The following is a 22,897-nucleotide window of genomic DNA, read 5'->3' as shown; positions in this document are numbered from 1 at the left end:
TGAAGCTGCTTCAGCGGGTTTCGTTGAACAGTTCGCGACCGATGAGCATCCGGCGGATCTCGCTGGTGCCAGCACCGATTTCATACAGCTTGGCGTCGCGCAGCAGTCGACCTGCCGGGAATTCATTGATATAGCCATTGCCACCGAGGATCTGGATCGCTTCCAGGGCCATCTGAGTCGCGCGTTCGGCGGTATAGAGGATCACCCCGGCGGCGTCCTTGCGGGTGGTCTCGCCGCGGTCGCAGGCCTGGGCCACGGCATACAGGTAGGCGCGGCTGGCGTTGAGCTGGGTGTACATGTCGGCGATCTTGCCCTGGATCAGCTGGAACTCGCCGATGCTTTGGCCGAACTGCTTGCGGTCATGGATGTAGGGCACCACCAGGTCCATGCAGGCTTGCATGATGCCGGTCGGGCCGCCGGAGAGGACCACGCGTTCGTAGTCCAGGCCGCTCATCAGCACACGCACGCCGCCGTTGAGCTGGCCGAGGATGTTTTCCTCCGGGACTTCCACACCATCGAAGAACAGCTCGCAGGTATTGGAGCCGCGCATGCCGAGCTTGTCGAACTTGTTGCTGCGCGAGAAGCCTTTCCAGTCGCGCTCGACGATGAACGCGGTGATGCCATGGGGGCCCTTGTCCAGGTCGGTCTTGGCGTAGATCACATAGGTGTTGGCGTCAGGGCCGTTGGTGATCCAGGTCTTGCTGCCATTGAGCACGTAGTGATCGCCGCGCTTCTCAGCGCGCAGCTTCATCGATACCACATCGGAGCCGGCGTTGGGCTCGCTCATGGCCAGGGCGCCGATGTGGTCGCCGCTGATCAGCTTAGGCAGGTACTTGAGCTTTTGCTCATGGGTGCCGTTGCGGTTGATTTGGTTGACGCACAGGTTGGAGTGGGCGCCATAGGACAGGGCCACCGAGGCCGAGCCGCGGCTGATTTCTTCCATCGACACCACGTGGGCCAGATAACCCAGGCCGGCGCCGCCGTATTGCTCTGGCACGGTGATACCCAGCAGGCCCATGTCGCCGAACTTGCGCCACATGTCGGCGGGGAACAGGTTGTCCTGGTCGATCTGAGCCGCGCGGGGGGCCAGTTCGGCGGCAACGAAGGTGCGCACCTGGTCGCGGAGCATGTCGATGGTTTCGCCCAGGGCGAAGTTCAGGGTGGGGTAATGCATGCGGGGGCACCTTCTTGTTATTGAAGTTGGGTTACACCGTAGCTCAAGGGCTATCCACCGCTCCCGCAGGATGGGTGTCACGCCGACAAGCCCGTTGTCATTTTTCACCTTTACGTTAACGTAAACCTGCCGTCCAATGCTGTCAATCGACTCATGACCTTTACGTTAACGTTAATCTGAGCCAGAGTAGCGTCGCTTGCTTCAGTCATGCCCAGAACAACCACAAGAAGGGACACTCATGAGTCAACCAAGCTACACCCGCGGTCGCCAGGACCGCCCGTTGTTGACCCTGACCATCGGCCAGGCCTTCGATGCGACTGTGGCTCGCCATCCCGACGGCGAAGCCCTGGTCGTTCGCCACCAAGGACAGCGCTACAGCTGGCGGCAGCTGGCCGAGACTGTCGATGAGCACGCCCGGGCGCTGATGGCGCTGGGTGTGCAGGTCGGCGACCGGGTCGGGATCTGGGCGCCCAACTGCGCCCAGTGGTGCATCCTGCAACTGGCCAGCGCCAAGGTCGGCGCGATCCTGGTCAACATCAACCCGGCCTACCGGGTCGGTGAACTGGAATACGTACTGCGCCAGTCAGGCTGCAGCTGGCTGGTGTGCGCCGACGCCTTCAAGACCTCTGACTACCACGCCATGCTGCTGGACCTGGCCCCAGAACTGCGCACCGACGCGCCCGGCCAACTGGCCAGCGAGCGGCTGCCGGCGCTGCGCGGGGTGATCAGCCTGGCCGCCAACCCGCCGGCCGGTTTCCTGCCTTGGGCTCGGCTGATCGAGCGGGCAGGGCAGACCGACCTTGCTGCCTTCGACGCCCGCCAGCGCAGCCTGCAATTCGACCAGCCGGTGAACATCCAGTACACCTCCGGCACCACCGGCGCGCCCAAGGGCGCCACGCTCAGCCACTACAACATCCTCAACAACGGCTATATGGTCGGTGCAAGCCTGGGCCTGACGGCACAGGACCGCATGGTGATCCCGGTGCCGTTGTACCACTGCTTCGGCATGGTCATGGCCAACCTGGGCTGCGTTACCCATGGCAGCACCATGATCTATCCCAACGATGCCTTCGACCCGGGCCTGACCCTGCACGCCGTGGCCGAGGAGCGCGCCAGCATTCTCTACGGCGTGCCGACCATGTTCATCGCCATGCTCGACCACCCCGGTCGCGCCGAGCTGGACCTCTCCAGCCTGCGCAGCGGCATCATGGCCGGGGCCACCTGCCCGATCGAGGTGATGCGCCGGGTGATCGGGCAGATGCACATGGCTCAGGTGCAGATCGCCTACGGCATGACCGAGACCAGCCCGGTGTCGTTGCAGACCGGCCCTGACGACGAGCTGGAACTGCGCGTGACCACGGTCGGGCGTACCCAGCCGCAGTTGGAAAGCAAGCTGGTGGACGAGCACGGCAACATCGTCCCGCGTGGCGAAATCGGCGAGCTGTGCACCCGCGGCTACAGCGTGATGCTCGGCTACTGGAACAACCCGCAAGCCACCCAGGATGCCATCGACCCGGCTGGCTGGATGCATTCGGGCGACCTGGCGGTGATGGATGAGCAGGGCTATGTGCGCATCGTCGGGCGCAACAAGGACATGATTATCCGCGGAGGCGAGAACATCTACCCACGCGAATTGGAGGAGTTCTTCTATACCCACCCGGCGGTGGCCGATGCCCAGGTGATCGGCATTCCCTGCAGCCGCTATGGCGAGGAGGTGGTGGCCTGGATCAAGCTGCATCCCGGACACAGCGCCACGGCCGAGGAGCTACAGGGCTGGTGCAAGGCGCGTATCGCGCATTTCAAGGTGCCGCGTCATTATCGCTTCGTCGAGGAATTCCCGATGACGGTGACCGGGAAGGTGCAGAAGTTCCGCATGCGCGAGATCAGCATCGCCGAGATCAATCTCTGAACAGTCCTCGGTATCACCTGGTTGGGAGGGAGTCATGGTCTTGCTGCGGTGACCTTCGCGTGTAAACCCACTCCCACAAAAAACGCTCTTGCGAAGACACAAGCGGGCTTACCTGCGAAAGGGGCGGCAGTTTCGCTGCCGCTCCCACTGTCCATCCCGTGCTTGTCACGGTCCTTGTCTATCCTTTGCCTTTCACCGGTGGCTCCTCGCTCGGCGGATCCCCTACGGTCGGCGGCACGGTCGGCTTGATCGGCAGCTCGTCCGGCTCCTCCTCTGGCACGCCCGGCGGTAGGGTAGGGTCGTCGATGTTCGGGTCGGGCGTCTCCGGTGGAATGGGAATGTTCATAGCCAGGCCTCCCTTGGGATTCAAGCGTCTTTGCAGGCTTTGACTTGGCCCTGCACCGTTCGCTCATTTTTTTTGAACCCCAGGCAGCGCCCACGGCTCTGAACCCTTACCGCCACCGCAAAAGGGAGCAAGGTTCGATGTCAGGAAATGAGCCGTTCGACAGCGTGCCCATGGCCAATGATCACCCGGACCAGGCCATCAGCCTGTCCCAGGCGTTGCTGGCGCCGCGGATCGTGGTCGAAGATACGCAACCGGTGCTCGATGCTGGCACCTTCGCCACCAAGGCGGTACGAGGCCAGCGCGTGGCGGTGAGCAGTAAAGTCTACAGCGACGGCCATGACCGCTTGGCGGTGGTCCTGCACTGGCGCCAGGCCCACAGCCGCCGCTGGCACACCGTGCCCATGCATTCGCCTGGCAACGACCTGTGGCTGGCCGAGTTCACGCCGCTCGAACTGGGCCTTCACCTGTTCAGCATCGAGGCCTGGATTGACCCCTTCGCCACCTACTGCCACGACCTCGAGAAGAAGTACCACGCCGGTGTCGATGTCACGCTCGAGCTGGAGGAGGGCAAGCTGCTGCTGGGCAAGGGCGCCGAGCGCAGCAACGGCCAACTGCGTGGGCAACTCGAGCAGCTCCAGCAACGCCTGCCGATGCTCGCCACCGATGATCAGGTGGCACTGTTGCTCGACCCGGGCACCGCGGCGCTCATGGTCGATGCCGAGCACCGCAGTTACCTCACCCGCAGCGCAGAGTTCCCGGTGGATGTGGACCGCGAGCAAGCGCAGTTCGCCAGTTGGTACGAACTCTTTCCGCGTTCGATCACCGATAGCGCCGAGCGTCACGGCACCTTCAACGACGTGCACCAGCGCCTGCCGATGATCCGCGACATGGGCTTCGACGTGCTGTACTTTCCGCCGATCCACCCCATCGGCACCAAGCACCGCAAAGGCCGCAACAATGCCCTGCAGGCCGAGCCGGGAGACCCAGGCAGTCCCTATGCCATCGGTAGCCCCGAAGGTGGCCACGATGCCATCCACCCGCAGTTGGGCAGCCGCGAGGATTTTCGCCGCCTGGTCGCCGCCGCCGCAGAACATGGGCTGGAAATCGCTTTGGATTTCGCCATCCAATGTTCCCAGGATCACCCCTGGCTGACCGAGCATCCCGGCTGGTTCAGCTGGCGCCCGGACGGCACCATCCGCTACGCCGAGAACCCGCCGAAAAAGTACCAGGACATCGTCAACGTCGACTTCTACGCCGCCGAGGCCGTGCCCTCCCTGTGGTTGGCCCTGCGTGACGTGGTGATCGGCTGGGTCGAGGAGGGCGTGCGCACTTTCCGTGTCGACAACCCGCACACCAAGCCCTTGCCGTTCTGGCAATGGCTGATCGCCAATGTTCGCAGCCGCTACCCCGATGTGATCTTTCTCGCCGAGGCCTTCACCCGCCCGGCGATGATGGCTCGCCTGGGCAAGGTCGGCTATGCCCAGAGCTACACCTATTTCACCTGGCGCAACACTAAGCAGGAGCTGCGCGACTACTTCCTCGAACTCAACCAGCCGCCCTGGTGCCACTGCTACCGGCCGAACTTCTTCGTCAACACGCCGGACATCAACCCCTATTTCCTGCAGACCTCCGGTCGCGCGGGGTTCTTGATTCGCGCTGCCCTGGCGACCATGGGGTCCGGGCTGTGGGGCATGTATTCGGGCTTCGAGTTGTGCGAGGGCACGCCGCTGCCGGGCAAAGAGGAATACCTGGATTCGGAGAAGTACGAAATCCGCCCGCGGGACTTCACCCAACCCGGCAACATCATCGCCGAGATCGCCCAGCTCAACCGTATCCGCCGGCAGAACCGCGCCCTGCAGACTCACCTGGGCGTCGCATTTTTCAACTGCTGGAACGACAACATCCTGTATTTCGCCAAACGCACGCCGGAACGGGACAACTACATCCTGGTGGCGATCAGCCTCGATCCGCACAACGCCCAAGAGGCGCACTTCGAACTGCCGCTGTGGGAGCTGGGCCTGGACGACAACGCCGACACCCTCGGCGAGGACCTGATGAACGGCCACCGCTGGACCTGGCACGGCAAGACCCAATGGATGCGCATCGAGCCCTGGCACCTGCCGTTTGGCATCTGGCGAATCGAGAAAGCCCGTTAGAACGGCGTCCCCTGTGGGAGCGGGTTTACCCGCGAATGCACCAGTGGGGTAAACCCCTCCACAGGTCGTAGCGCTACCGGACAACACCGTTGCATGCTGAAATCGAATTGAAAGGAGTCGCCCATGGCCAAGCGTTCCCGCCCACAAGCCTTCATCGACGACCCGCTGTGGTACAAGGACGCAGTGATCTACCAGCTGCACATCAAGTCCTTCTTCGACTCGAACAATGACGGCATCGGTGATTTCGCCGGGCTGATCGGCAAGCTCGACTACATCGCCGAGCTGGGCGTCAACACACTGTGGCTGCTGCCGTTCTACCCCTCGCCACGGCGCGATGACGGCTACGACATCGCCGAGTACAAGGCCGTGCACAGCGACTACGGCACTCTGGCCGATGCCCGGCGCTTCATCGCCGAGGCCCACAAACGCGGCCTGCGGGTGATCACCGAGCTGGTCATCAACCACACCAGCGACCAGCACCCTTGGTTCCAGCGCGCCCGCCACGCCAAACCTGGGAGCAAGGCGCGGGACTTCTACGTGTGGTCGGACACCGACCAGAAATACGACGGTACGCGGATCATCTTCCTGGACACCGAAAAGTCCAACTGGACGTGGGATCCGGTCGCCGGCCAGTACTTCTGGCACCGATTTTATTCGCACCAGCCGGACCTGAACTTCGACAACCCGCAAGTGATGAAGGCCGTGATCGGCGTCATGCGCTTCTGGCTCGATCTTGGCGTCGACGGCCTGCGCCTGGATGCGATCCCCTACCTGATCGAACGCGACGGCACCAACAACGAGAACCTCCCCGAAACCCACGCGGTACTCAAGGCGATCCGGGCCGAGATCGACGCCAACTACCCCGACCGCATGCTCCTGGCAGAGGCCAACCAGTGGCCCGAGGACACCCGCCCCTATTTCGGCGAGGGCGATGGCGACGAATGCCACATGGCGTTCCACTTCCCGCTGATGCCGCGCATGTACATGGCCCTGGCCATGGAAGACCGCTTCCCGATCACCGACATCCTGCGCCAGACCCCGGAAATCCCCGCCAACTGCCAATGGGCGATCTTCCTGCGCAACCACGATGAACTCACCCTGGAAATGGTCACCGACCGCGAACGTGACTACCTGTGGAACTACTATGCCGAGGACCGCCGCGCCCGCATCAACCTCGGCATCCGCCGTCGCCTGGCGCCGCTGCTGCAGCGTGACCGTCGGCGTATCGAACTGCTCACCAGTCTGTTGCTATCGATGCCTGGCACTCCGACCCTGTACTACGGCGATGAATTGGGCATGGGCGATAACATCTACCTGGGCGACCGCGATGGCGTGCGCACGCCCATGCAGTGGTCGCCGGACCGCAACGGCGGATTCTCCCGCGCCGACCCGCAGCGCCTGGTGCTACCGCCGATCATGGACCCGCTCTACGGCTACCAGACCGTCAACGTCGAGGCCCAGTCCCACGATCCGCATTCGCTGCTCAACTGGAACCGCCGCCTGCTCGCTGTGCGCAAGCAGCAAAAAGCCTTTGGCCGTGGCACCCTGAAAATGCTCACCCCCAGCAATCGACGCATCCTCGCCTATTTGCGCGAGTACACCGATGGTGAGGGCAACACCGAGATCGTTCTGTGCGTGGCCAACGTTTCGCGTGCAGCCCAGGCTGCCGAGCTGGAGCTGTCGGCCTACGCCGACAAAGTACCGGTGGAGATGCTCGGCGGTAGTGCCTTCCCGCCCATCGGCCAGTTGCCGTTCCTGCTCACCCTGCCGCCCTATGGTTTCTACTGGTTCCTGCTGGCTTCGCGCGATCGCATGCCCAGCTGGCACATCGAGCCGAGCGAAGGCTTGCCGGAGCTGACCACCCTGGTGCTGCGCAAGCGCATGGAGGAACTACTCGACGCACCCTCGAGCGAGACCCTGGAAACCACCATCTTGCCCCAGTACCTGCCCAAGCGGCGCTGGTTCGCCGGCAAGCAGGGGCCGATCGACCAGGTGCGCCTGAACTATGGCGTACGTCTGGCCACCGCCACCACGCCGGTGCTGCTCAGTGAGCTGCAGGTGCACAGCGAGGGTGTGGTGCAGCATTACCAGCTGCCGTTTGGCCTGCTGCCCGAAGAGCAGATCAACAGCGCCTTGCCCCAGCAGCTGGCGCTTTCTCGGGTGCGCCGTGGCCGCCAGGTGGGGCTGATCACCGACGCCTTCGTGCTCGAGCCGTTCATTCGCGCCGTGCTCAGCAACTGCCAGGCCCGCACCCGTCTGCCGTGCGGTGCAGGCGAACTGCGCTTCGACTGCACCGAGCAACTGGCCAGCCTTGCGCTCAATGAAGAAAGCGAAGTGCGTTACCTGAGCGCCGAGCAGTCCAACAGCTCGGTGGTGGTAGGCGGCAGCCTGGTGCTCAAGCTGATCCGCCGGGTCAATCCAGGCATTCATCCGGAGCTCGAGATGAGCGCCTATTTGACGGCCGCCGGCTTTGCCAACATTTCGCCGTTGCTCGGCTGGGTCAGCCGGATCGATGACCAAGGCACGCCGCATCTGCTGATGATTGCCCAAGGCTATCTGAACAACCAGGGCGACGCCTGGGATTGGACCCAGAACACCCTGGAGCGCGCCGTGCGCGACGAGATGGAGCCGGCCAGCGTCGAGCCCGAGGCGCACACCGACGCCTTGGTGGAACTCACAGGCTTTGCCGCGTTGCTGGGCCAGCGACTGGGCGAGATGCACCTGTTGCTGGCCGCACCCAGTGATGACGAGGCTTTCGCGCCGCGCCCCAGCGCCACCGAGGACAGCACCCGCTGGAGCACGCAAGTCAGCGCGCAACTGGACCACGCCCTGGACCTGTTGGCCCGGCACCGCGACAGCCTGGACCCTGACAGCCAGGCCCTGGTCGACGACCTGGCGCAACAACGCGAGGGCTTGGCCCAGCACATCGACACCCTGGCCCGCCAGGCCCAAGGCGGTCTGCTGATGCGCGTGCACGGCGACCTGCATCTGGGCCAGGTCCTGGTGGTGCAGGGCGATGCGTACCTGATCGATTTCGAAGGCGAGCCTGCCCGGCCGTTGGAGGAGCGACGGGCCAAGCACAGCCCATACAAGGATGTCAGCGGCGTGTTGCGCTCCTTCGACTATGCTGCAGCGATGATCTTGCGCAGCGCCTCGGCGGTAGACCTCTCCGACGCTGCACGCCAGGCTCGGCAGCGAGTTGCCCGGCAGTACCTGCATCAGTCGCGTCATGCCTTCGTCGAAGCCTATGGCCTGGCCACCGCCGCCATGCCCCACGCCTGGGAGCAGGCCGAGGGCGAGCGCGCCGCACTGGAGCTGTTCTGCCTGGAAAAAGCCGCCTACGAAATCATCTACGAAGCCGAGAACCGGCCAGGCTGGTTGGCTGTGCCCTTGCATGGACTGCATGGGCTGATCAGTACGTGGGGGGAGAGCTAGGCCTCATGACAGGCGATAGGCCTCCTCTGTGGGAGCGGGTTATTTATGTCAAACAACAACGGATAGGGGCAGTGAGATGAATGCAACCACGCGTGATAACGGCGGCCTTCGGCAACGGGATCTGGACGCCCTGGCCCGCGCCGAGCACGCCAATCCCTTTGCGGTGCTGGGGCCCCACGCCGATGGTGCAGGAGGGCTGTTCGTCCGGGCCTTCCTGCCCACTGCGCTGAACGTTCAGGTGCTGGCGCGCCATGATGGGCGTGTGCTGGCCGAAATGGTGCAGGGCAGCCTGCCGGGGTTGTTCACCGCGCACCTGGACGAAGCCCATCCGTACCTGCTGCGCATCGGTTGGGCCGGGGGTGAGCAGATCACCGAGGACCCTTACAGTTTCGGCCCGCAACTGGGCGAAATGGACTTGTACCTGTTCGCCGAGGGCAACCACCGCGATCTCTCCGGGCGTTTCGGCGCCCAGCCGATGTGTGCCGATGGCATCGATGGGGTGTGCTTCTCGGTGTGGGCACCCAATGCCCGGCGCGTGTCGGTGGTGGGCGATTTCAACAACTGGGACGGGCGCCGCCATCCCATGCGCCTTCGCCACGACGCCGGCGTGTGGGAGCTGTTCGTGCCACGCCTGGGTATCGGCGAGGCCTACAAGTTCGAGGTGCTCGGCCAGGACGGTGTGCTGCCGCTCAAGGCCGACCCGCTGGCCCGCGCCACCGAGTTGCCGCCGAGCACCGCGTCCAAGGTGTCAGGCCCCCTGCAGCACGCCTGGCAGGATCACGACTGGATGCAACAGCGCGCCGCGCGTCACGCCTACGACGCGCCGCTGTCGATCTACGAGCTGCATGCCGGCTCCTGGCGCTGCGAACTGGATGACGCCGGCGAGGTGTCGCGCTTTTACAACTGGCGTGAACTGGCCGAGCGCCTGGTGCCCTATGTGCAGGATTTAGGGTTCACCCACATCGAGCTGCTGCCGATCATGGAGCACCCGTTCGGGGGCTCCTGGGGCTACCAGCCACTGTCGCTGTTCGCACCCACCTCGCGCTACGGCAGCGCCGAGGACTTCGCGGCGTTCATCGATGCCTGCCACCAGGGTGGCATCGGCGTGCTGCTGGACTGGGTTCCGGCGCATTTCCCCACCGATGAACACGGTCTGGCGCGCTTCGACGGCACCGCACTCTACGAATACGACAACCCCCTGGAGGGCTACCACCAGGACTGGAACACGTTGATCTACAACTTGGGGCGCAACGAGGTGCGCGGTTTCATGATGGCCTCGGCGTTGCACTGGCTCAAACACTTCCACATCGATGGCCTGCGGGTCGATGCCGTGGCCTCGATGCTGTATCGCGACTATTCGCGCAAGGCCGGCGAGTGGGTGCCTAATCGCCACGGCGGCCGTGAGAACCTCGAAGCCATCGATTTCATCCGCCACCTCAACGGTGTCGCCGCCGTCGAGGCACCGGGCGCCTTGATCATCGCCGAAGAGTCCACGGCATGGCCCGGGGTCAGCCAGCCGGTGCAGCAGGGCGGGTTGGGCTTTGCCTACAAGTGGAACATGGGCTGGATGCACGACACGCTGCACTACATCCAGAACGACCCGGTGCACCGTGCGTATCACCACAACGAGATGAGCTTCGGGCTGATCTACGCGTACTCGGAGCATTTCATCCTTCCGATCTCCCACGATGAAGTGGTCCATGGCAAGCATTCGCTGATCGACAAGATGCCGGGCGATCGCTGGCAGAAGTTCGCCAACCTGCGCGCCTACCTCACCTTCATGTGGACCCATCCCGGCAAGAAGCTGCTGTTCATGGGCTGCGAGTTCGGCCAGTGGCGCGAGTGGAACCACGACCACCAGCTGGATTGGTACCTGCTGCAGTACCCCGAGCACCAAGGCGTGCAGCGCCTGGTGAGCGACCTCAACCGCCTGTACCGCGAGCTGCCCTCGCTGCACGAACAGGATTGCCAGCCCCAGGGCTTCCAGTGGCTGATCGGCGATGACGCGCACAACAGCGTGTATGCCTGGTTGCGCTGGAGCAGCGCCGGAGAGCCGTTGCTGGTAGTGGCCAACTTCACCCCGGTGCCACGTGAGGGGTACCGCATCGGTGTGCCGTTCGGCGAGCGCTGGCAGGAGTTGCTCAACAGCGATGCCGAGCTGTACGCCGGGTCGAATGTGGGCAATCTGGGAGCGGTGGCCAGTGAGCAGGTGGCCAGCCATGGGCAGCCGCTATCGCTGGCCTTGAACCTTCCGCCGTTGGGGGTTCTGGTGATGAAACCGGCCTGAGCTGTACCGGGGGCCGCAAAGCGGCCCCTTAAGTCTTGAGGTGTTCCATCGATTGAGGACATGGGGCTGCAAGGCAGCCCCGAAGTCTCACCAGCGCATTCTCACGCCCAGGCTGCCAATCAGGCCATTGAGGTCATTGCCGTCCACATCGCTGCTGTAGTCGGCACTGACGAACAGCGCTACTTTCGGCGTGACCCGCGCCACCAATCCCAAGCCAAGGTCCACGGTGGTCGAGTACCGGGAGCTGGAGATCTTGTCGACCTGGTCCAGCTTTACGGTGTCCGAGTCGGTGAAGTCGTACCACACGTTGGTCCGCACGTAGGGTTCGATGGGCATCCCGCGTACGGTGTAGCGCCCCGACAATTTGGCACCGACCCGGCCGCTCCAGCTCGGCTGGCTATCGAATGCCTGCAGGGTTTCTTCCTGTGCCCGGTTGCCGGGGAAGAACTGCTGGTTGATCAACTGCGCCTGGGGCTCGATGACCCAGCCACCGCCCAGGCCGATGGGGTATCCACCTTCAACCGAAAAGGTCATCGCATGGCCGCTGTCGTCCAACCGCTGGCCGCTCTCGCCACGGCCATTGACGTCGATGCGGGTGCCCATGGCCACGGCATCGACGTGCCAGCCTTGCTCATGGGTCATGCTCCAGTACACCCCCAGGCTTTCGCCGCTGAGGTTAACGGCATTCTTCTGCTTGTCGCCGAGCAACCGGCGCATGCCGTTGAAGCTGCTTTGCAGGTTGTTATGGCCCACGAAAATCCCCGCCCGATGCACATTGCCGTTGGTTTCACGCACGAACAGGTCCGGGCCGATCGTCAATTGTTGGCTGGGCGCCTCCAGTTGCGCGGGCACTTGGGCACCGGGTCTTGTGGCATCCGGGAAGAACTGCGACCACTGGCTGGCGACCAGGTCCGGGGCCGCCTGGCCGTGGCGTTCGCTCATGCGCTCGGAAAATGCACTCAGGGTGCCCAGGCTCAGGCCGCTGGCGGTCACCGGATCGAGGGAGAGCTGCGGCACGGCCGGCGGCTGCAACAGGCCAGCGAAGGAGGCCTGTTCCTGCAGTTCGAACGCGAAGGTTTCCACCGGGGTTGCCAGGAGCAGCGACGTGGAAACCGCACAGAAAATCGCGTCGAAGCGCCAGGGGTTCGAGGTTCTTTTCATGGCGGATCTCCTCTGTTGTGTTGTTGTGTGTTGGTACAGCCCAAGGATCTGGCCTGATGTCACGAGCTGTACGACACAAAAACAGAGGGCGACCCAAACCAGCACGCCTGGGCTCGCAGGTACGCACAAAGGTGCACGCTAGAGGCCCGGCGCGAATTTTTTACGACACGTTGTAGAGTTCAGCTAAGGAGACGTCGACGCCTGCGTCAAGAAAGCGTGAAAGACTTGTCGGTATGTCGATGAGAGGTATAAGTGATTGATTTTTATGGAAATTCAACTATCGATATCGAGGTTGGTTCTTTGCCGTCGGCGGGCTATGCCGAATCATTGCTAGAGACGCACTTCCACCGCCAAGGGCAAGTGATCGGAAAGATGCGTCCAAGGCTTGTGCCCGAGGATTCGCGGGGCATGACTCTCGGCATTGCGCAGGTAAATGCGGTCCAGGCGCAGCAGCGGCAGGCGGGCCGGATAGGTGCGTGCCAGCAGGCCGTGGTGGCGCTCGAATGCTTCGTGCAGATCACGCTGAGCGCCCAGGGTGCGATTGCCGCGCAGCTGCCAGTCGTTGAAGTCGCCCGCGATGATCACCGGGGCGTCGGCCGGTAGGCTGTCGAGCAAACGGCGCAACAGGTGCAGTTGCTTTTGCCGATGGCTTTCCAGCAACGACAAGTGCACACAAATGGCATGCACCTGGCGTTGGCCGGGCACGTCGAGGATGCAATGCAACAGGCCCCTGCGCTCGGGGCCCGTGATCGATACGTCGAGGTTGCGGTGTTCGAGAATCGGGTACTTCGACAGCAAGGCATTGCCGTGGTGGCCATCGGGATAGACCGCGTTGCGACCATAGGCGAAGTCGCTCCACATGCTGTCGGCGAGAAACTCGTACTGGGAGGTCTGTGGCCAGCCGGGGTAGCGCGCGGCGTGGCGGTCATGGCTGCCGAGCACTTCCTGGAGAAACACGATGTCGGCCTGGGTACTGCGCACAGCCTCGCGCAGCTCTGGCAGGATGAAGCGCCGGTTGAAGGCGGTGAAGCCTTTGTGGGTATTGACCGTCAGCACCCGCAGCCGATGAACGGCTGGGGCTTGGCTGACGCTGGCGAAACCTGGACTACCGGCTTCGGGGCTCACGATGGCTCCTCAAGGACTGCGGGGTTGAATGCCCCATCGCAGGCATGCCGACGTCAGGGCCACTCGCACAAACAGACACTGATTCGGACAGATCTTGCTCGCCTGGGTTCACTCTCCAAGAGGCATCAGGTGTACATAGTCATGCGGCTCTTTTCGCAAGCCGATGAGACAGGCCTATCACTCTTCTTCGCGCTGTAGCGCCATCAGCAGCAATGAGCGCCCTTTGACCTCGAACAGCGTATCGAAGGCCAGATGCTGAGGCTTGCGCATCTGTGGCCGGTCGGTGTCGACCAGGCAGCTCCAGTAGTCGCCCTCGGGCACCGAGGGAAGCTGGAAGGGCACCGTGTCATGGTAGGCGTTGACGATCAACAGCAAGGTCGCCTCGCCGCCGGGCCGGGCAATGCCACTGACCTGGGCGCGGCCGTCCATGAGCATGCCCAGGCAGCGGCCATGGGGATCTTCCCACTGCTCCACGCTCATTTCATTGCCATCGGGCGCTAGCCAGGTGACGTCCTTGACCCCGATCGCCTCGTTGTAGTCGCCCACCAGGAACCGCGAACGGCGCAGCACCGGGTAGGCCAGGCGCAGCCGGGTCAGGCGTTTGACGAAGGCCAGCAGTTCGGTGCCTTCCTGGTCCAGATCCCAGTTGATCCAGCCGATCTCGCTGTCCTGGCAGTAGGCATTGTTGTTGCCGTGCTGGGTGCGGCTGAACTCGTCGCCGGCGACGATCATCGGCGTGCCCTGGGCCAGCAGCAGGGTGGCGAAGAAGTTGCGCATCTGGCGCATGCGCAAGGCGTTGATCTGTGGGTCGTCCGTAGGCCCTTCGACACCGCAGTTCCAAGACAGGTTGTTGTCAGTGCCGTCCTGGTTGTTCTCGTCGTTGTCCTCGTTGTGCTTGTCGTTGTACGACACCAGATCGCGCAGCGTGAAGCCATCGTGGGCGGTGACGAAGTTGACCGAGGCATAGGGCCGCCGGCCACGGTTGTTGAACAAGTCGCCCGAGGCGGTCATGCGTGAGGCGAAGTCCGCCAGCTGGCCTTCATCGCCTTTCCAGAAGGCGCGCACGGTGTCGCGAAAGCGATCGTTCCATTCTGCCCAGCCGGGGGCGAAGTTGCCGACCTGGTAGCCACCCGGGCCGCAGTCCCAGGGCTCGGCGATCAGCTTGACTTGGCTTAGCAGCGGGTCCTGGCGGCAGGCCACCAGGAAACTGTGACGCTCGCTGTAGCCATCGTGATAGCGCCCCAGGATGGTCGCCAGGTCGAAGCGAAAACCATCGACATGCATCTCGCCGGCCCAGTAGCGCAGTGAGTCGGTGACCAGTTGCAGCACGCAGGGATGGCTCAGGTCGAGGGTATTGCCGGTGCCGGAGTCGTTGATGTAGTAGCGCTTGTCGTCGGGCATCAGCCGGTAGTAGGAGGCGTTGTCGATGCCGCGCATGGATAGCGTCGGCCCCAGCTCGTTGCCCTCGGCGGTGTGGTTGTAGACCACGTCCAGGATCAGCTCCAGGCCAGCATCGTGCAGGTGCGCGACCATCTCCTTGAACTCGGCGACCTTGCCGCTGGCCAGGTACTTGGGGTGAGGCGCGAAGAAGGCGATGCTGTTGTAGCCCCAGTAGTTGTTCAGGCCCTTCTGCAGCAGGTGCTGGTCGTTGACGAAGGCGTGGATCGGCAGCAGCTCGATGGAGGACACGCCCAGGTCCTTGATGTGCTTGAGCAGCTCATCGTTGGCCAGGCCCGCGAAGGTGCCGCGCAGTTCTTCCGGTACCGCCGGATGGCGCATGCTGATGCCACGGGTATGGGCTTCGTAGAGAATGGTGCGCTCCCAGGGGATCTGCACCCGCTGGTCGCGGCCCCAGGTGAAGGCCGGGTCGATGACCTTGCACTTGGGCACGAAGGGCGCACTGTCACGCTCGTCGAAGGACAAGTCGCCATCGGGATGGCCGATGGTGTACCCGAACAGTGCCTCGGACCATTTCAGATTCCCCACCAGTTGCTTGGCGTAGGGGTCGATCAGCAGCTTGTTGGGGTTGAAGCGGTGACCATTCTCCGGTTCGTACGGGCCATGGACCCGGTAACCGTAGACCAGCCCGGGATGCGCGTCGGGCAGATAGCCGTGGTAGATCTCATCGGTGTATTCGGGGAGCTCGATGCGTTCGATCTCCTGTTCGCCGGTGGAGTCGAACAGGCACAGCTCGACCTTGGTGGCATTGGCCGAGAACAGGGCGAAGTTGACGCCCAGACCGTCCCAGGTGGCACCAAGAGGGAAGGGCAAGCCTTCGCGGATGCGTGAGGGAGCGACGGAGCGGGTTTTCTTCGGGGTGCGGGGGCTCATGACAGTCCTCGTTGGCCTGGTGGACGGATGTACCGATGCATCTATGCCAGCCCTTTCGCGGGCAAACCCGCGAAAGGGTTCGGTACAGGCTCAGCCTGCAGTGGGTTTCTTCACAGCCTTTGGCTTTTTCGCCGCAGCCGGCTTGACCCCAGGCAAGGCAGCCACTTTCGGCTCGGCCGGCGCTTTGGGTTCAGCCGCTGCCTTGGGCTTGGCCGCCGCCTTCTTGCGCGGGGTCGCCTTGGGCGCCAGCGCCTCGGCCTCGGCCAGCTTGCGCGCCATCTCCCAGTGGCGTTCCTCCTGGCCTACGGGTTTACCCTCCGACTCCCAGATCTGGTAGGCGAATTCGCGAATACGTTTTTCATCGGCACTCATCATGACGCTCCTGGTGTTCAAGATTGTTGTATCAGCAGGTTGACCGGAAACTCCGCCAGCACAGTGTTCAAATACAGCTCCTTTGAAGGGCTGACAGCCGCACTGGAAAAAAGTCCCAAGCAAGTGGCAGACGACAAGGCAAACGGCAAGATCAGCCGGGTATCGTCCCAGTTCTGCGCTGGGATCAAGGGCACAGGGGCGTCGCCGAGCAGGGGGGCGCACAGGCGCGGCACTACCACGATGGCCCGGGCATCCTCGCCCAGGCGCGCGAACGCCAGCACCTTGTCGGCGTGCCGGCCATGCACGGTCAAAGGCAGGTAGGCGCCGCGTTGGAACAGCTGCGGATGGGCCTGGCGGGCATCCAGAACCCGGGCGATCAGCGCCTGCTTGATACGCCCATCGCGCCAATGCGCCAGCAGCTCGGCCAGCGGCACGCTGTCGTCCAGGCTCGCGCGGCGCGCGGCGTAGTCCACCGGGCGACGGTTGTCCGGGTCGACCAGGCTCAGGTCCCAGTACTCGTTGCCTTGATAGAGATCCGGTACGCCGGGGCTGGTCATGCGCAGCAGGCACTGAGCCAGGCCGTTGAGTGCGCCGGCAGAGGCGATGTGCTGCGCGGCGTCGTGAAGCGAGCGGCGCAGCTGTTGGTTTTGCGGCCCCAGCAACAGCTCGTCAACGTAGGTCGCGCAGGCTTGCTCGTAGGCGTCGTTCGGTGCGCTCCAGCTGCTGCGCAGCTTGGCCTCGCGCAGGGCCTTCTGCTGCCACTGGCGGACCCGCTCGGCATAGCGGCCCAAGGCCCCGAGGTCCTGCAGGTCCAGCTCCAGCGGCCAGCTGCCGAGCAGCGTCTGGTACAGCAGCAGTTCGTCCGCCGGGCTCGGTGCCGGGCCGTCGTTCAATGACTGGCGCAGTGGTGTGGCGAGCTCGCGCCAGTGCTCCACGCGGCTGGCCAGCCAGGGGCCGTGCTCGCTCAGCACCGCCAGGCGCGCGCGGCAGTCCTCGCCGCGCTTGTGGTCGTGGGTAGCGGTGGCCAGCAGGTTGTCGGGAAAGTCCCGCAGGCGCTGCTGGGCCTCGTTGTGGAACCAAGTGGCATCGGCGCTGAACCGTTCGGCTTCGAAGCCCACATCGTTGCGCGACAGCAAGCGTCCTGAGCGATAGAACGCAGTGTCTTCCACGGCTTTGGCCGCGCTCGGTGCCGTCAATTGCTGAAAGCGCACGCAGGCATGGCGCAGGTGCTTGCGGGGCAGGCCACGGGGCAGTTGGCGCCAGGGTTGACCGCCCAGCCAGTGCTGCAGATGTTCGAGCAGTGGCCAGTCGGCTTCAGCCAGGCTCTGCCGGGCGCCGGCCAGGGCGTGTTGGAAGAACGCTTCGTCTTCGGCCGGACGGCCGCAGGCATTGATGTAGGTGCGGTACACCGGGTAATGCTCGACCAGCGCCTGCAGCGCCCGCCGGATCGCGCCGAGGGTCAGGTCGCGGGTCATCAGGTCGCCACGGGCCACCTGCAACAGGGCCTGGGCCACGGACTCACAATCGCCGGCCAGGCTGGCATTGAGCACCAAGTGGCGAGCCTGGCGCACTTCCTCCGGAAAGTCCGGGCGTTCGCTGACGCTGCTCCACAGCTCGGTCAAAGGGGCTTCGCCGTCCGGGTCGTGCTGCAACAGCGAGACTTGGTTCATGAACTCGTAGCCGGTGGTGCCGTCGGTGCGCCAGTCCAGATGCAGGTGCTCGCCTGCCCCGAGGATCTTCTCCACATAGATCGGAAAATGCGCTACGGCGGCCTGCACAGGGCGGCGGGCGAGCAGGCGCTCGACCCGTCGGCGCAGCTTGCGGCAGTACTGGCGAGGATCGGCCAGGCCGTCGATGTGGTCGATGCGCAGGCCGTCCACCAGGCCGCGTTCGATCAGCTCGAACAGCTTGGCGTGGGTGGCCTCGAACACCACCGCACGCTCCACGCGCAGCCCGCCCAGCTCGTTGATGTCGAAAAAACGCCGCCAGTTGATGTCATCGGCCGCGGTGCGCCAACTGGCCAGGCGATAGGTCTGATGTTCGAGCAGCAGGTGCAGGCGTTTCAGACCCGCTTCGGTGCGGCTGTCGAACGCGGCCAGGGCGCCGTCGAGGCTCGCGCCTTCGCCAACCAGGCGCGCCAGCTCGGCCTGCAGGGGCAGGGCGTCGGTCAACGGATCGGCGGCCTCGCGCAAGGCACTGAAGTGTTGAGCCAATGCTTGCAAAGCGGGGTGTTCGCTCTGGCCGAGGATTTGCCCGTAGTCCAGCGGGCAGATGGGGAAACGGTGCTCGTAATGGGCGACTTGCAGCACGCCTTGGTCGCTGTCGAACGTCAGCGGGATCTCGCCGTTGTGCAACGCCACGCCGTAGTCACTGCCCAGGAACGGCAGCAACAGTTGCCCGGCCAGCAGCGGGTCGCTGGAGTGCCACTGAATGTCGAAGAATTCCGCGTAGGGGCTGCGCCGGCCCCAGGCCAGCAGGCTCTGCCACCAAGGGTTGTCGGCGCCGCCCACGGCCATGTGGTTGGACACCGTGTCCAGGATCAGCCCCATGCCATGCTGGCGCAGCGCGGCGACCAGGCGTTCGAGCGCCGCTTCCCCTCCCAGCTCCGGATTGACCTGGGTCGGGTCGACCACGTCGTAGCCGTGGCGCGAGCCGGCCCGGGCCTTGAGGATGGGCGAAGCGTACAGGTGGCTGATCCCTAGGCGGGCGAAGTAGGGCACCAGGGGCACCGCATCGTCCAGGGTGAAGTCACTGTGCAATTGCAGGCGCACCGTGGCGGTCAAGGGTTTCATCGGTCACGCTCCCAGGCTTGTTCGCGGGCTTGGGCCAGCAGCTCCAGGCGGCGGGCGGCGTCTTCGTCGTCAAGCAGCTCGCGCACCGGGCGGGCGAAGCGGCGACGCCAATTGGGGTGGCCATCGGTGGTGCCGGGCAGGTTGGGCTGTTCGTCGCAGCCCAGCAAGTCTTCTAGGGGGACCAGCACCAGGGGGGCACGGGTATGTCCGACGTAGCGGATCGCCGCGTCGATCAACGCGTCGTCGTCCGCCAGGGCGCCATAGTTCTGCTCCAAGGTGCGGCGCAGGCCATCACGCTCCCGTTGGCGAGTGTGGCGCCAATGCAGCTCGGCGGCCGCATCTACCAGTTGCAGGCGGTGGCTCCAGTCGATGTCGCGGGCTTGCAGCCAACCGGCCAAGGGGGCGAGGTCGTGGGTGCCGGTGGTGGCCAGGGCGTTGTCCGGCCAGTCGAGAATTGGTTTGAAATGCCCCGGCGGCTGTTGCTCGAATGGCAGCACGCGCATGCCCAGCACGGCCTTGGCCGCCAGGGTTTCGCGCAGGCCTTCGGGTACCGTGCCCAGGTCTTCGCCTAGGATCACCGCCCGGTGGCGCACCGACTCCAGGGCCAACAGGCGCAGCAGGTCGTCCAGCGGATAGTTCAGGTAGGCGCCCTCGCTGGGGCGCGCCCCACGCGGGATAAGCCACAGCCTGCGCAGGCCCATGACGTGGTCGATACGCAGGCCGCCGGCGTGGGCGAGGTTGGCGCGCAGCATCTCGATGAAGGCGCGGTAGCCGTTGCGCTTGAGGCCTTCCGGAGAGAAGGCGCAGATGCCCCAATCCTGGCCTTGGCGGTTGAGGATATCGGGAGGGGCGCCGACCTTGAGATCGGCCAGCAATTCGTCCTGGCGGCTCCAGGCCTGGCTGCCGGCGCCGTCGGCGCCCACGGCAAGGTCCGCGATCAGGCCCACGGCCATGCCGTTGCCGCGCGCGGCCTCCTGGGCGCGTTGCAGGCCGCGTTCGGTGAGCCACTGGCAGAAGGCATGGAACTCGACCTGGGCCGGACAGGCGCTGGCAAAGGCTTCCACCTCCGGGTGATAAGGGTCGTGCCAGGCCGCTGGCCAGTTGCGCCAGTCCGCACCCAGGCCTCGGGCCATCGCTTCGGCCTGCAGCACCTGGAACCAACAGTGGTGCAGCAGGGCCTGGCCACCGGCCTCACGGTAGCTGTCGAAGTCCTTTTGCAGGGGGTGAGCGCCCCGGCTGAAGTCCTTGTACAGCGCCTGCAGCAGCTGTTGCCTGGCTTCGGCGGCGCGGGGCCAGTCCACCAATGGGAGTTGCTCGAGCTCATCGAGCAGCGGCTGCAACTGGCACGCCTCGATCGCCATGCGCACTTCCCGCTCACCCAGGAGCGCGGCAGGGCTGGCGTACAGCGTGTTGAGCAGCAGGCGGCTGGAGGGGGAGTAGGGGCTGTAGTGGCGCTGGTCGATCGCCGACAAGGCGTGGATCGGGCTGATCGCCAAGGCGTCGGCGCCTCGTTCCGCGGCGGCGCGGGCCAGTTGCTCCAGGGCCAGGCAGTCGCCGTAGCCGCCGTCACCGGGGCGGCGCAGGCTGTACAGTTGGACCGCAAGGCCCCAGCACCGAGGCGGTGATTGCTCGGTTGCCTCGTCCAAGGCATGGCAGCGCGCAGGCGCGACCGCCAGGGTGAACGGGCGGTCGTCGATGTTCAGTTGGTGATAGCCCACGGGCAGCTCCCCCGGCAGCTGCGCCTGGCCATCGAGGGCCAGGGTCAGCGGGTCACCGTTCTCGAGGGTGCACTGCACCGGGCTGCCAGGGGCGAAATAGCGCGCAAGGTCCAGCGGCAGGCCCACATCGGCGGTGAGCAACGGCGGCAGATGGTCGGCATCGTCGGCCTCATCGAGCGCCTGGAGGCTGGCGGCGATAGCGGTTTCGTCTTCGGCCGGGTGGCCAAGGCCTGCCAGCACCTGGCGCAGGACGTCATCGCTGACCTGTTGGGGACGCTCGTTGGCATCGACCCAATCGCGGGCCAAGCCCACCCGCGCGGCCAGTCGGTGCAAAGGCAATTCGCTCATGGAGCCTCCTGGTCGGGTGGCAGCAGGCTGACCACGCAACTGTGCGCGGGCAGGGTAGTGTCGAGATGCGCGGTGTCGCTGCTGTCGAACAACCAGCGCTCGACTGGAGGCAGTGCTACCGATTGCGGCTCGCTGGCCAGGTTGAGGTCGATCCGCAATTGGCTACCGTCGCCCAGGCGCCAGCGTGCGGTCAGGGCCCGTTCGCCCAGTACCGTGGCGCCCAGGGCGCGACTGCCTGGCAAGCGTGGGGTGAGATGCAGGTGGCGCAGCGTCAGCAGGCGCTGGTATAGCCCGTGCCAGCCGGCCACCACCTCCTGCGCTGCGAGCTGCGAGGCGTCGAAGGTGGCCTGGGCGTTAGGGTCGGGGATGCGTTCGCGCTGCGCAGGGTCGGCGAACGCAGCGAAGTGGGCGAACTCGGCACGGCGACCTTCGCGCACCGCGTCGGCCAGCTCATCGTGATGATCGGTGAAAAACAGAAATGGCCGGCGGCTGCCTTCTTCATCGCCCATGAACAGCAGAGGAATCATCGGCGCCAGCAGCAGCAAGCCGGTGGCCGCGCGCAAGGCCGGGGGCGGGCAGAGGCGGGTCAGGCGTTCACCCATTGCCCGATTGCCGATCTGGTCGTGGTTTTGCAGAAACAGCACGAACGCACTGGGCGCTAAGTGCCCGCTGGGCTCGCCCCGTGGCGTGCCATGGCGGTTGGCCTGGCCCTGGAAGACAAACCCCTCGCTCAGGCTGCGGGCCAGTTTTTCGATCGGACGATCCTTGTAGTCGGCGTAGTAGCCTTCCGTTTCGCCGGTCAACAGGACATGCAAGGCGTTGTGGCCGTCGTCGTTCCACTGGGCGTCGAAGCCTTGCTCGAGCAACGAGGCCTGGTTGTGTTCGTTCTCCAGCACCAGCCATACCTGACGACCTGGGGCCACGGCGGCACGTACGCGCTGGGCCAGTTCGATGAGAAAGTCCGGCTGGTCGATGGCATGCACCGCGTCCAGGCGCAGGCCGTCGAAGCGATAGTCGCATAGCCACATCAGGGCATTCTGGATGAAGAACTCGCGCACCTGGGGCCGGCGAAAATCAATGGCAGCGCCCCAGGGCGTCTGCCGGTCTTCGCGAAAGAACGTGCTGGCGTACTGGTGCAGGTAGTTGCCGTCGGGACCGAAGTGGTTGTAGACCACATCGAGCAGCACCATCAGGCCATGGCCATGGGCCTCGTCGATCAAGCGGCACAGTTCGGTCGGACTGCCATAGGTGTGCTGCGGGGCGAACGGCAACACGCCGTCGTAGCCCCAATTGCGCGTCCCCGGAAACGCCCCCAGCGGCATCAGCTCGATGGCCGTGATGCCTATCTCGGCCAGGCGCGGCAGTTCGCGCATGACCCCGGCATAGCCGCCCAGCAAGCCGACATGCAGCTCCTGGATCACGGCCTCGTGCCAAGGTCTGCCTTGCCAGGGGTGACGCCAGGGATAGCTGGTGGTGTCCACCACTTGGCTGGGCCCCTGCACACCCTCAGGCTGGTAGCGCGACGCGGGGTCGGGCACCTGCAGGATGTCATCGATTCGGTAGCGATAACGGTCGCCCGCCTGGCAAGGCGCCAAGCCGGTGAACCAGCCATCTGCTTCAGGCAGCAGTTCGACCGCAGGTTGTTGCTCCAACTGCAAGCTCACGCTGCGCGCATCGGGCGCCCAGAGGGCGAAGCGCGCCGACGTGGCGTCCAGCAAGTGTGCGCCATGCCTTTGCATCTTC

General features: G+C 64.7%; 13 protein-coding genes. 4 read left to right on the top strand and 9 right to left on the bottom strand.

Going from position 1 to position 22,897, the window contains the following annotated elements; genetic code table 11:
* Positions 1–10: 10 nt before the first annotated feature.
* Complete coding sequence (locus HMPREF3173_RS09495) at positions 11–1,174, bottom strand: isovaleryl-CoA dehydrogenase (RefSeq protein WP_070572611.1); 1,164 nt, start codon at positions 1,172–1,174, stop codon at positions 11–13.
* Between the two features lie 238 nt (positions 1,175–1,412).
* Between HMPREF3173_RS09495 and HMPREF3173_RS09490 the strand changes: the two genes are divergently transcribed.
* Complete coding sequence (locus HMPREF3173_RS09490; protein WP_070572609.1) at positions 1,413–3,083, top strand: AMP-binding protein; 1,671 nt, start codon at positions 1,413–1,415, stop codon at positions 3,081–3,083.
* 178 nt (positions 3,084–3,261) lie between these two features.
* On the opposite strand, the gene HMPREF3173_RS24555 is transcribed toward HMPREF3173_RS09490, so the two are convergent.
* Positions 3,262–3,429 carry a hypothetical protein gene (locus HMPREF3173_RS24555; RefSeq protein WP_167358084.1) on the bottom strand — a complete coding sequence of 56 codons (168 nt, stop codon included), beginning with the start codon at positions 3,427–3,429 and terminating at the stop codon, positions 3,262–3,264.
* A gap of 137 nt (positions 3,430–3,566) precedes the next feature.
* Between HMPREF3173_RS24555 and HMPREF3173_RS09485 the strand changes: the two genes are divergently transcribed.
* The 3 genes from HMPREF3173_RS09485 to glgB all read left to right on the top strand — a co-directional run bounded on the left by HMPREF3173_RS09485 (position 3,567) and on the right by glgB (position 11,307).
* A complete protein-coding gene (locus tag HMPREF3173_RS09485) occupies positions 3,567–5,585 on the top strand; it encodes an alpha-1,4-glucan--maltose-1-phosphate maltosyltransferase (RefSeq protein ID WP_070572607.1) in 2,019 nt (672 codons plus the stop codon).
* Positions 5,586–5,708: 123 nt separating this feature from the next.
* Positions 5,709–9,020 (top strand): maltose alpha-D-glucosyltransferase, encoded by a 3,312-nt coding sequence (treS, locus tag HMPREF3173_RS09480; protein WP_070572606.1) that lies wholly within the window; start codon positions 5,709–5,711, stop codon positions 9,018–9,020.
* Between the two features lie 76 nt (positions 9,021–9,096).
* Complete coding sequence (gene glgB / locus HMPREF3173_RS09475) at positions 9,097–11,307, top strand: 1,4-alpha-glucan branching protein GlgB (RefSeq protein ID WP_043212061.1); 2,211 nt, start codon at positions 9,097–9,099, stop codon at positions 11,305–11,307.
* An 87-nt stretch (positions 11,308–11,394) separates the two neighbouring features.
* Here the strand turns inward: glgB and HMPREF3173_RS09470 are convergent, their stop codons facing one another.
* From HMPREF3173_RS09470 to treZ, 7 genes are all read right to left on the bottom strand, one after another.
* On the bottom strand, positions 11,395–12,468 hold the full coding sequence (locus HMPREF3173_RS09470; protein WP_043212060.1) for an autotransporter domain-containing protein: 1,074 nt from the start codon (positions 12,466–12,468) through the stop codon (positions 11,395–11,397).
* 330 nt (positions 12,469–12,798) lie between these two features.
* The gene (locus HMPREF3173_RS09465; RefSeq protein ID WP_043212059.1) at positions 12,799–13,593 is read right to left on the bottom strand and encodes an endonuclease/exonuclease/phosphatase family protein; all 795 of its coding nucleotides are present in this window, start codon (positions 13,591–13,593) and stop codon (positions 12,799–12,801) included.
* 177 nt (positions 13,594–13,770) lie between these two features.
* Entirely contained in the window at positions 13,771–15,924 is a 2,154-nt protein-coding gene (gene glgX, locus HMPREF3173_RS09460; protein ID WP_043212058.1) for a glycogen debranching protein GlgX, read from the bottom strand.
* A gap of 90 nt (positions 15,925–16,014) precedes the next feature.
* The gene (locus tag HMPREF3173_RS09455; protein WP_043212056.1) at positions 16,015–16,299 is read right to left on the bottom strand and encodes a DUF2934 domain-containing protein; all 285 of its coding nucleotides are present in this window, start codon (positions 16,297–16,299) and stop codon (positions 16,015–16,017) included.
* A 14-nt stretch (positions 16,300–16,313) separates the two neighbouring features.
* Positions 16,314–19,088 (bottom strand): malto-oligosyltrehalose synthase, encoded by a 2,775-nt coding sequence (locus tag HMPREF3173_RS09450; RefSeq protein ID WP_070572604.1) that lies wholly within the window; start codon positions 19,086–19,088, stop codon positions 16,314–16,316.
* On the bottom strand, positions 19,085–21,154 hold the full coding sequence (gene malQ / locus HMPREF3173_RS09445; protein WP_070572602.1) for a 4-alpha-glucanotransferase: 2,070 nt from the start codon (positions 21,152–21,154) through the stop codon (positions 19,085–19,087). Before malQ ends, HMPREF3173_RS09450 begins: the two co-directional genes overlap by 4 nt.
* A complete protein-coding gene (treZ, locus tag HMPREF3173_RS09440; protein ID WP_070572600.1) occupies positions 21,151–22,893 on the bottom strand; it encodes a malto-oligosyltrehalose trehalohydrolase in 1,743 nt (580 codons plus the stop codon). The genes malQ and treZ overlap by 4 nt, the downstream gene beginning before the upstream one ends.
* Positions 22,894–22,897 lie beyond the last annotated feature (4 nt).

Origin of the sequence: Pseudomonas sp. HMSC08G10, assembly GCF_001808425.1 — a bacterium.
Lineage (GTDB): Bacteria > Pseudomonadota > Gammaproteobacteria > Pseudomonadales > Pseudomonadaceae > Aquipseudomonas > Aquipseudomonas guariconensis.
This window is presented reverse-complemented; position numbering and strand designations above follow the sequence as displayed.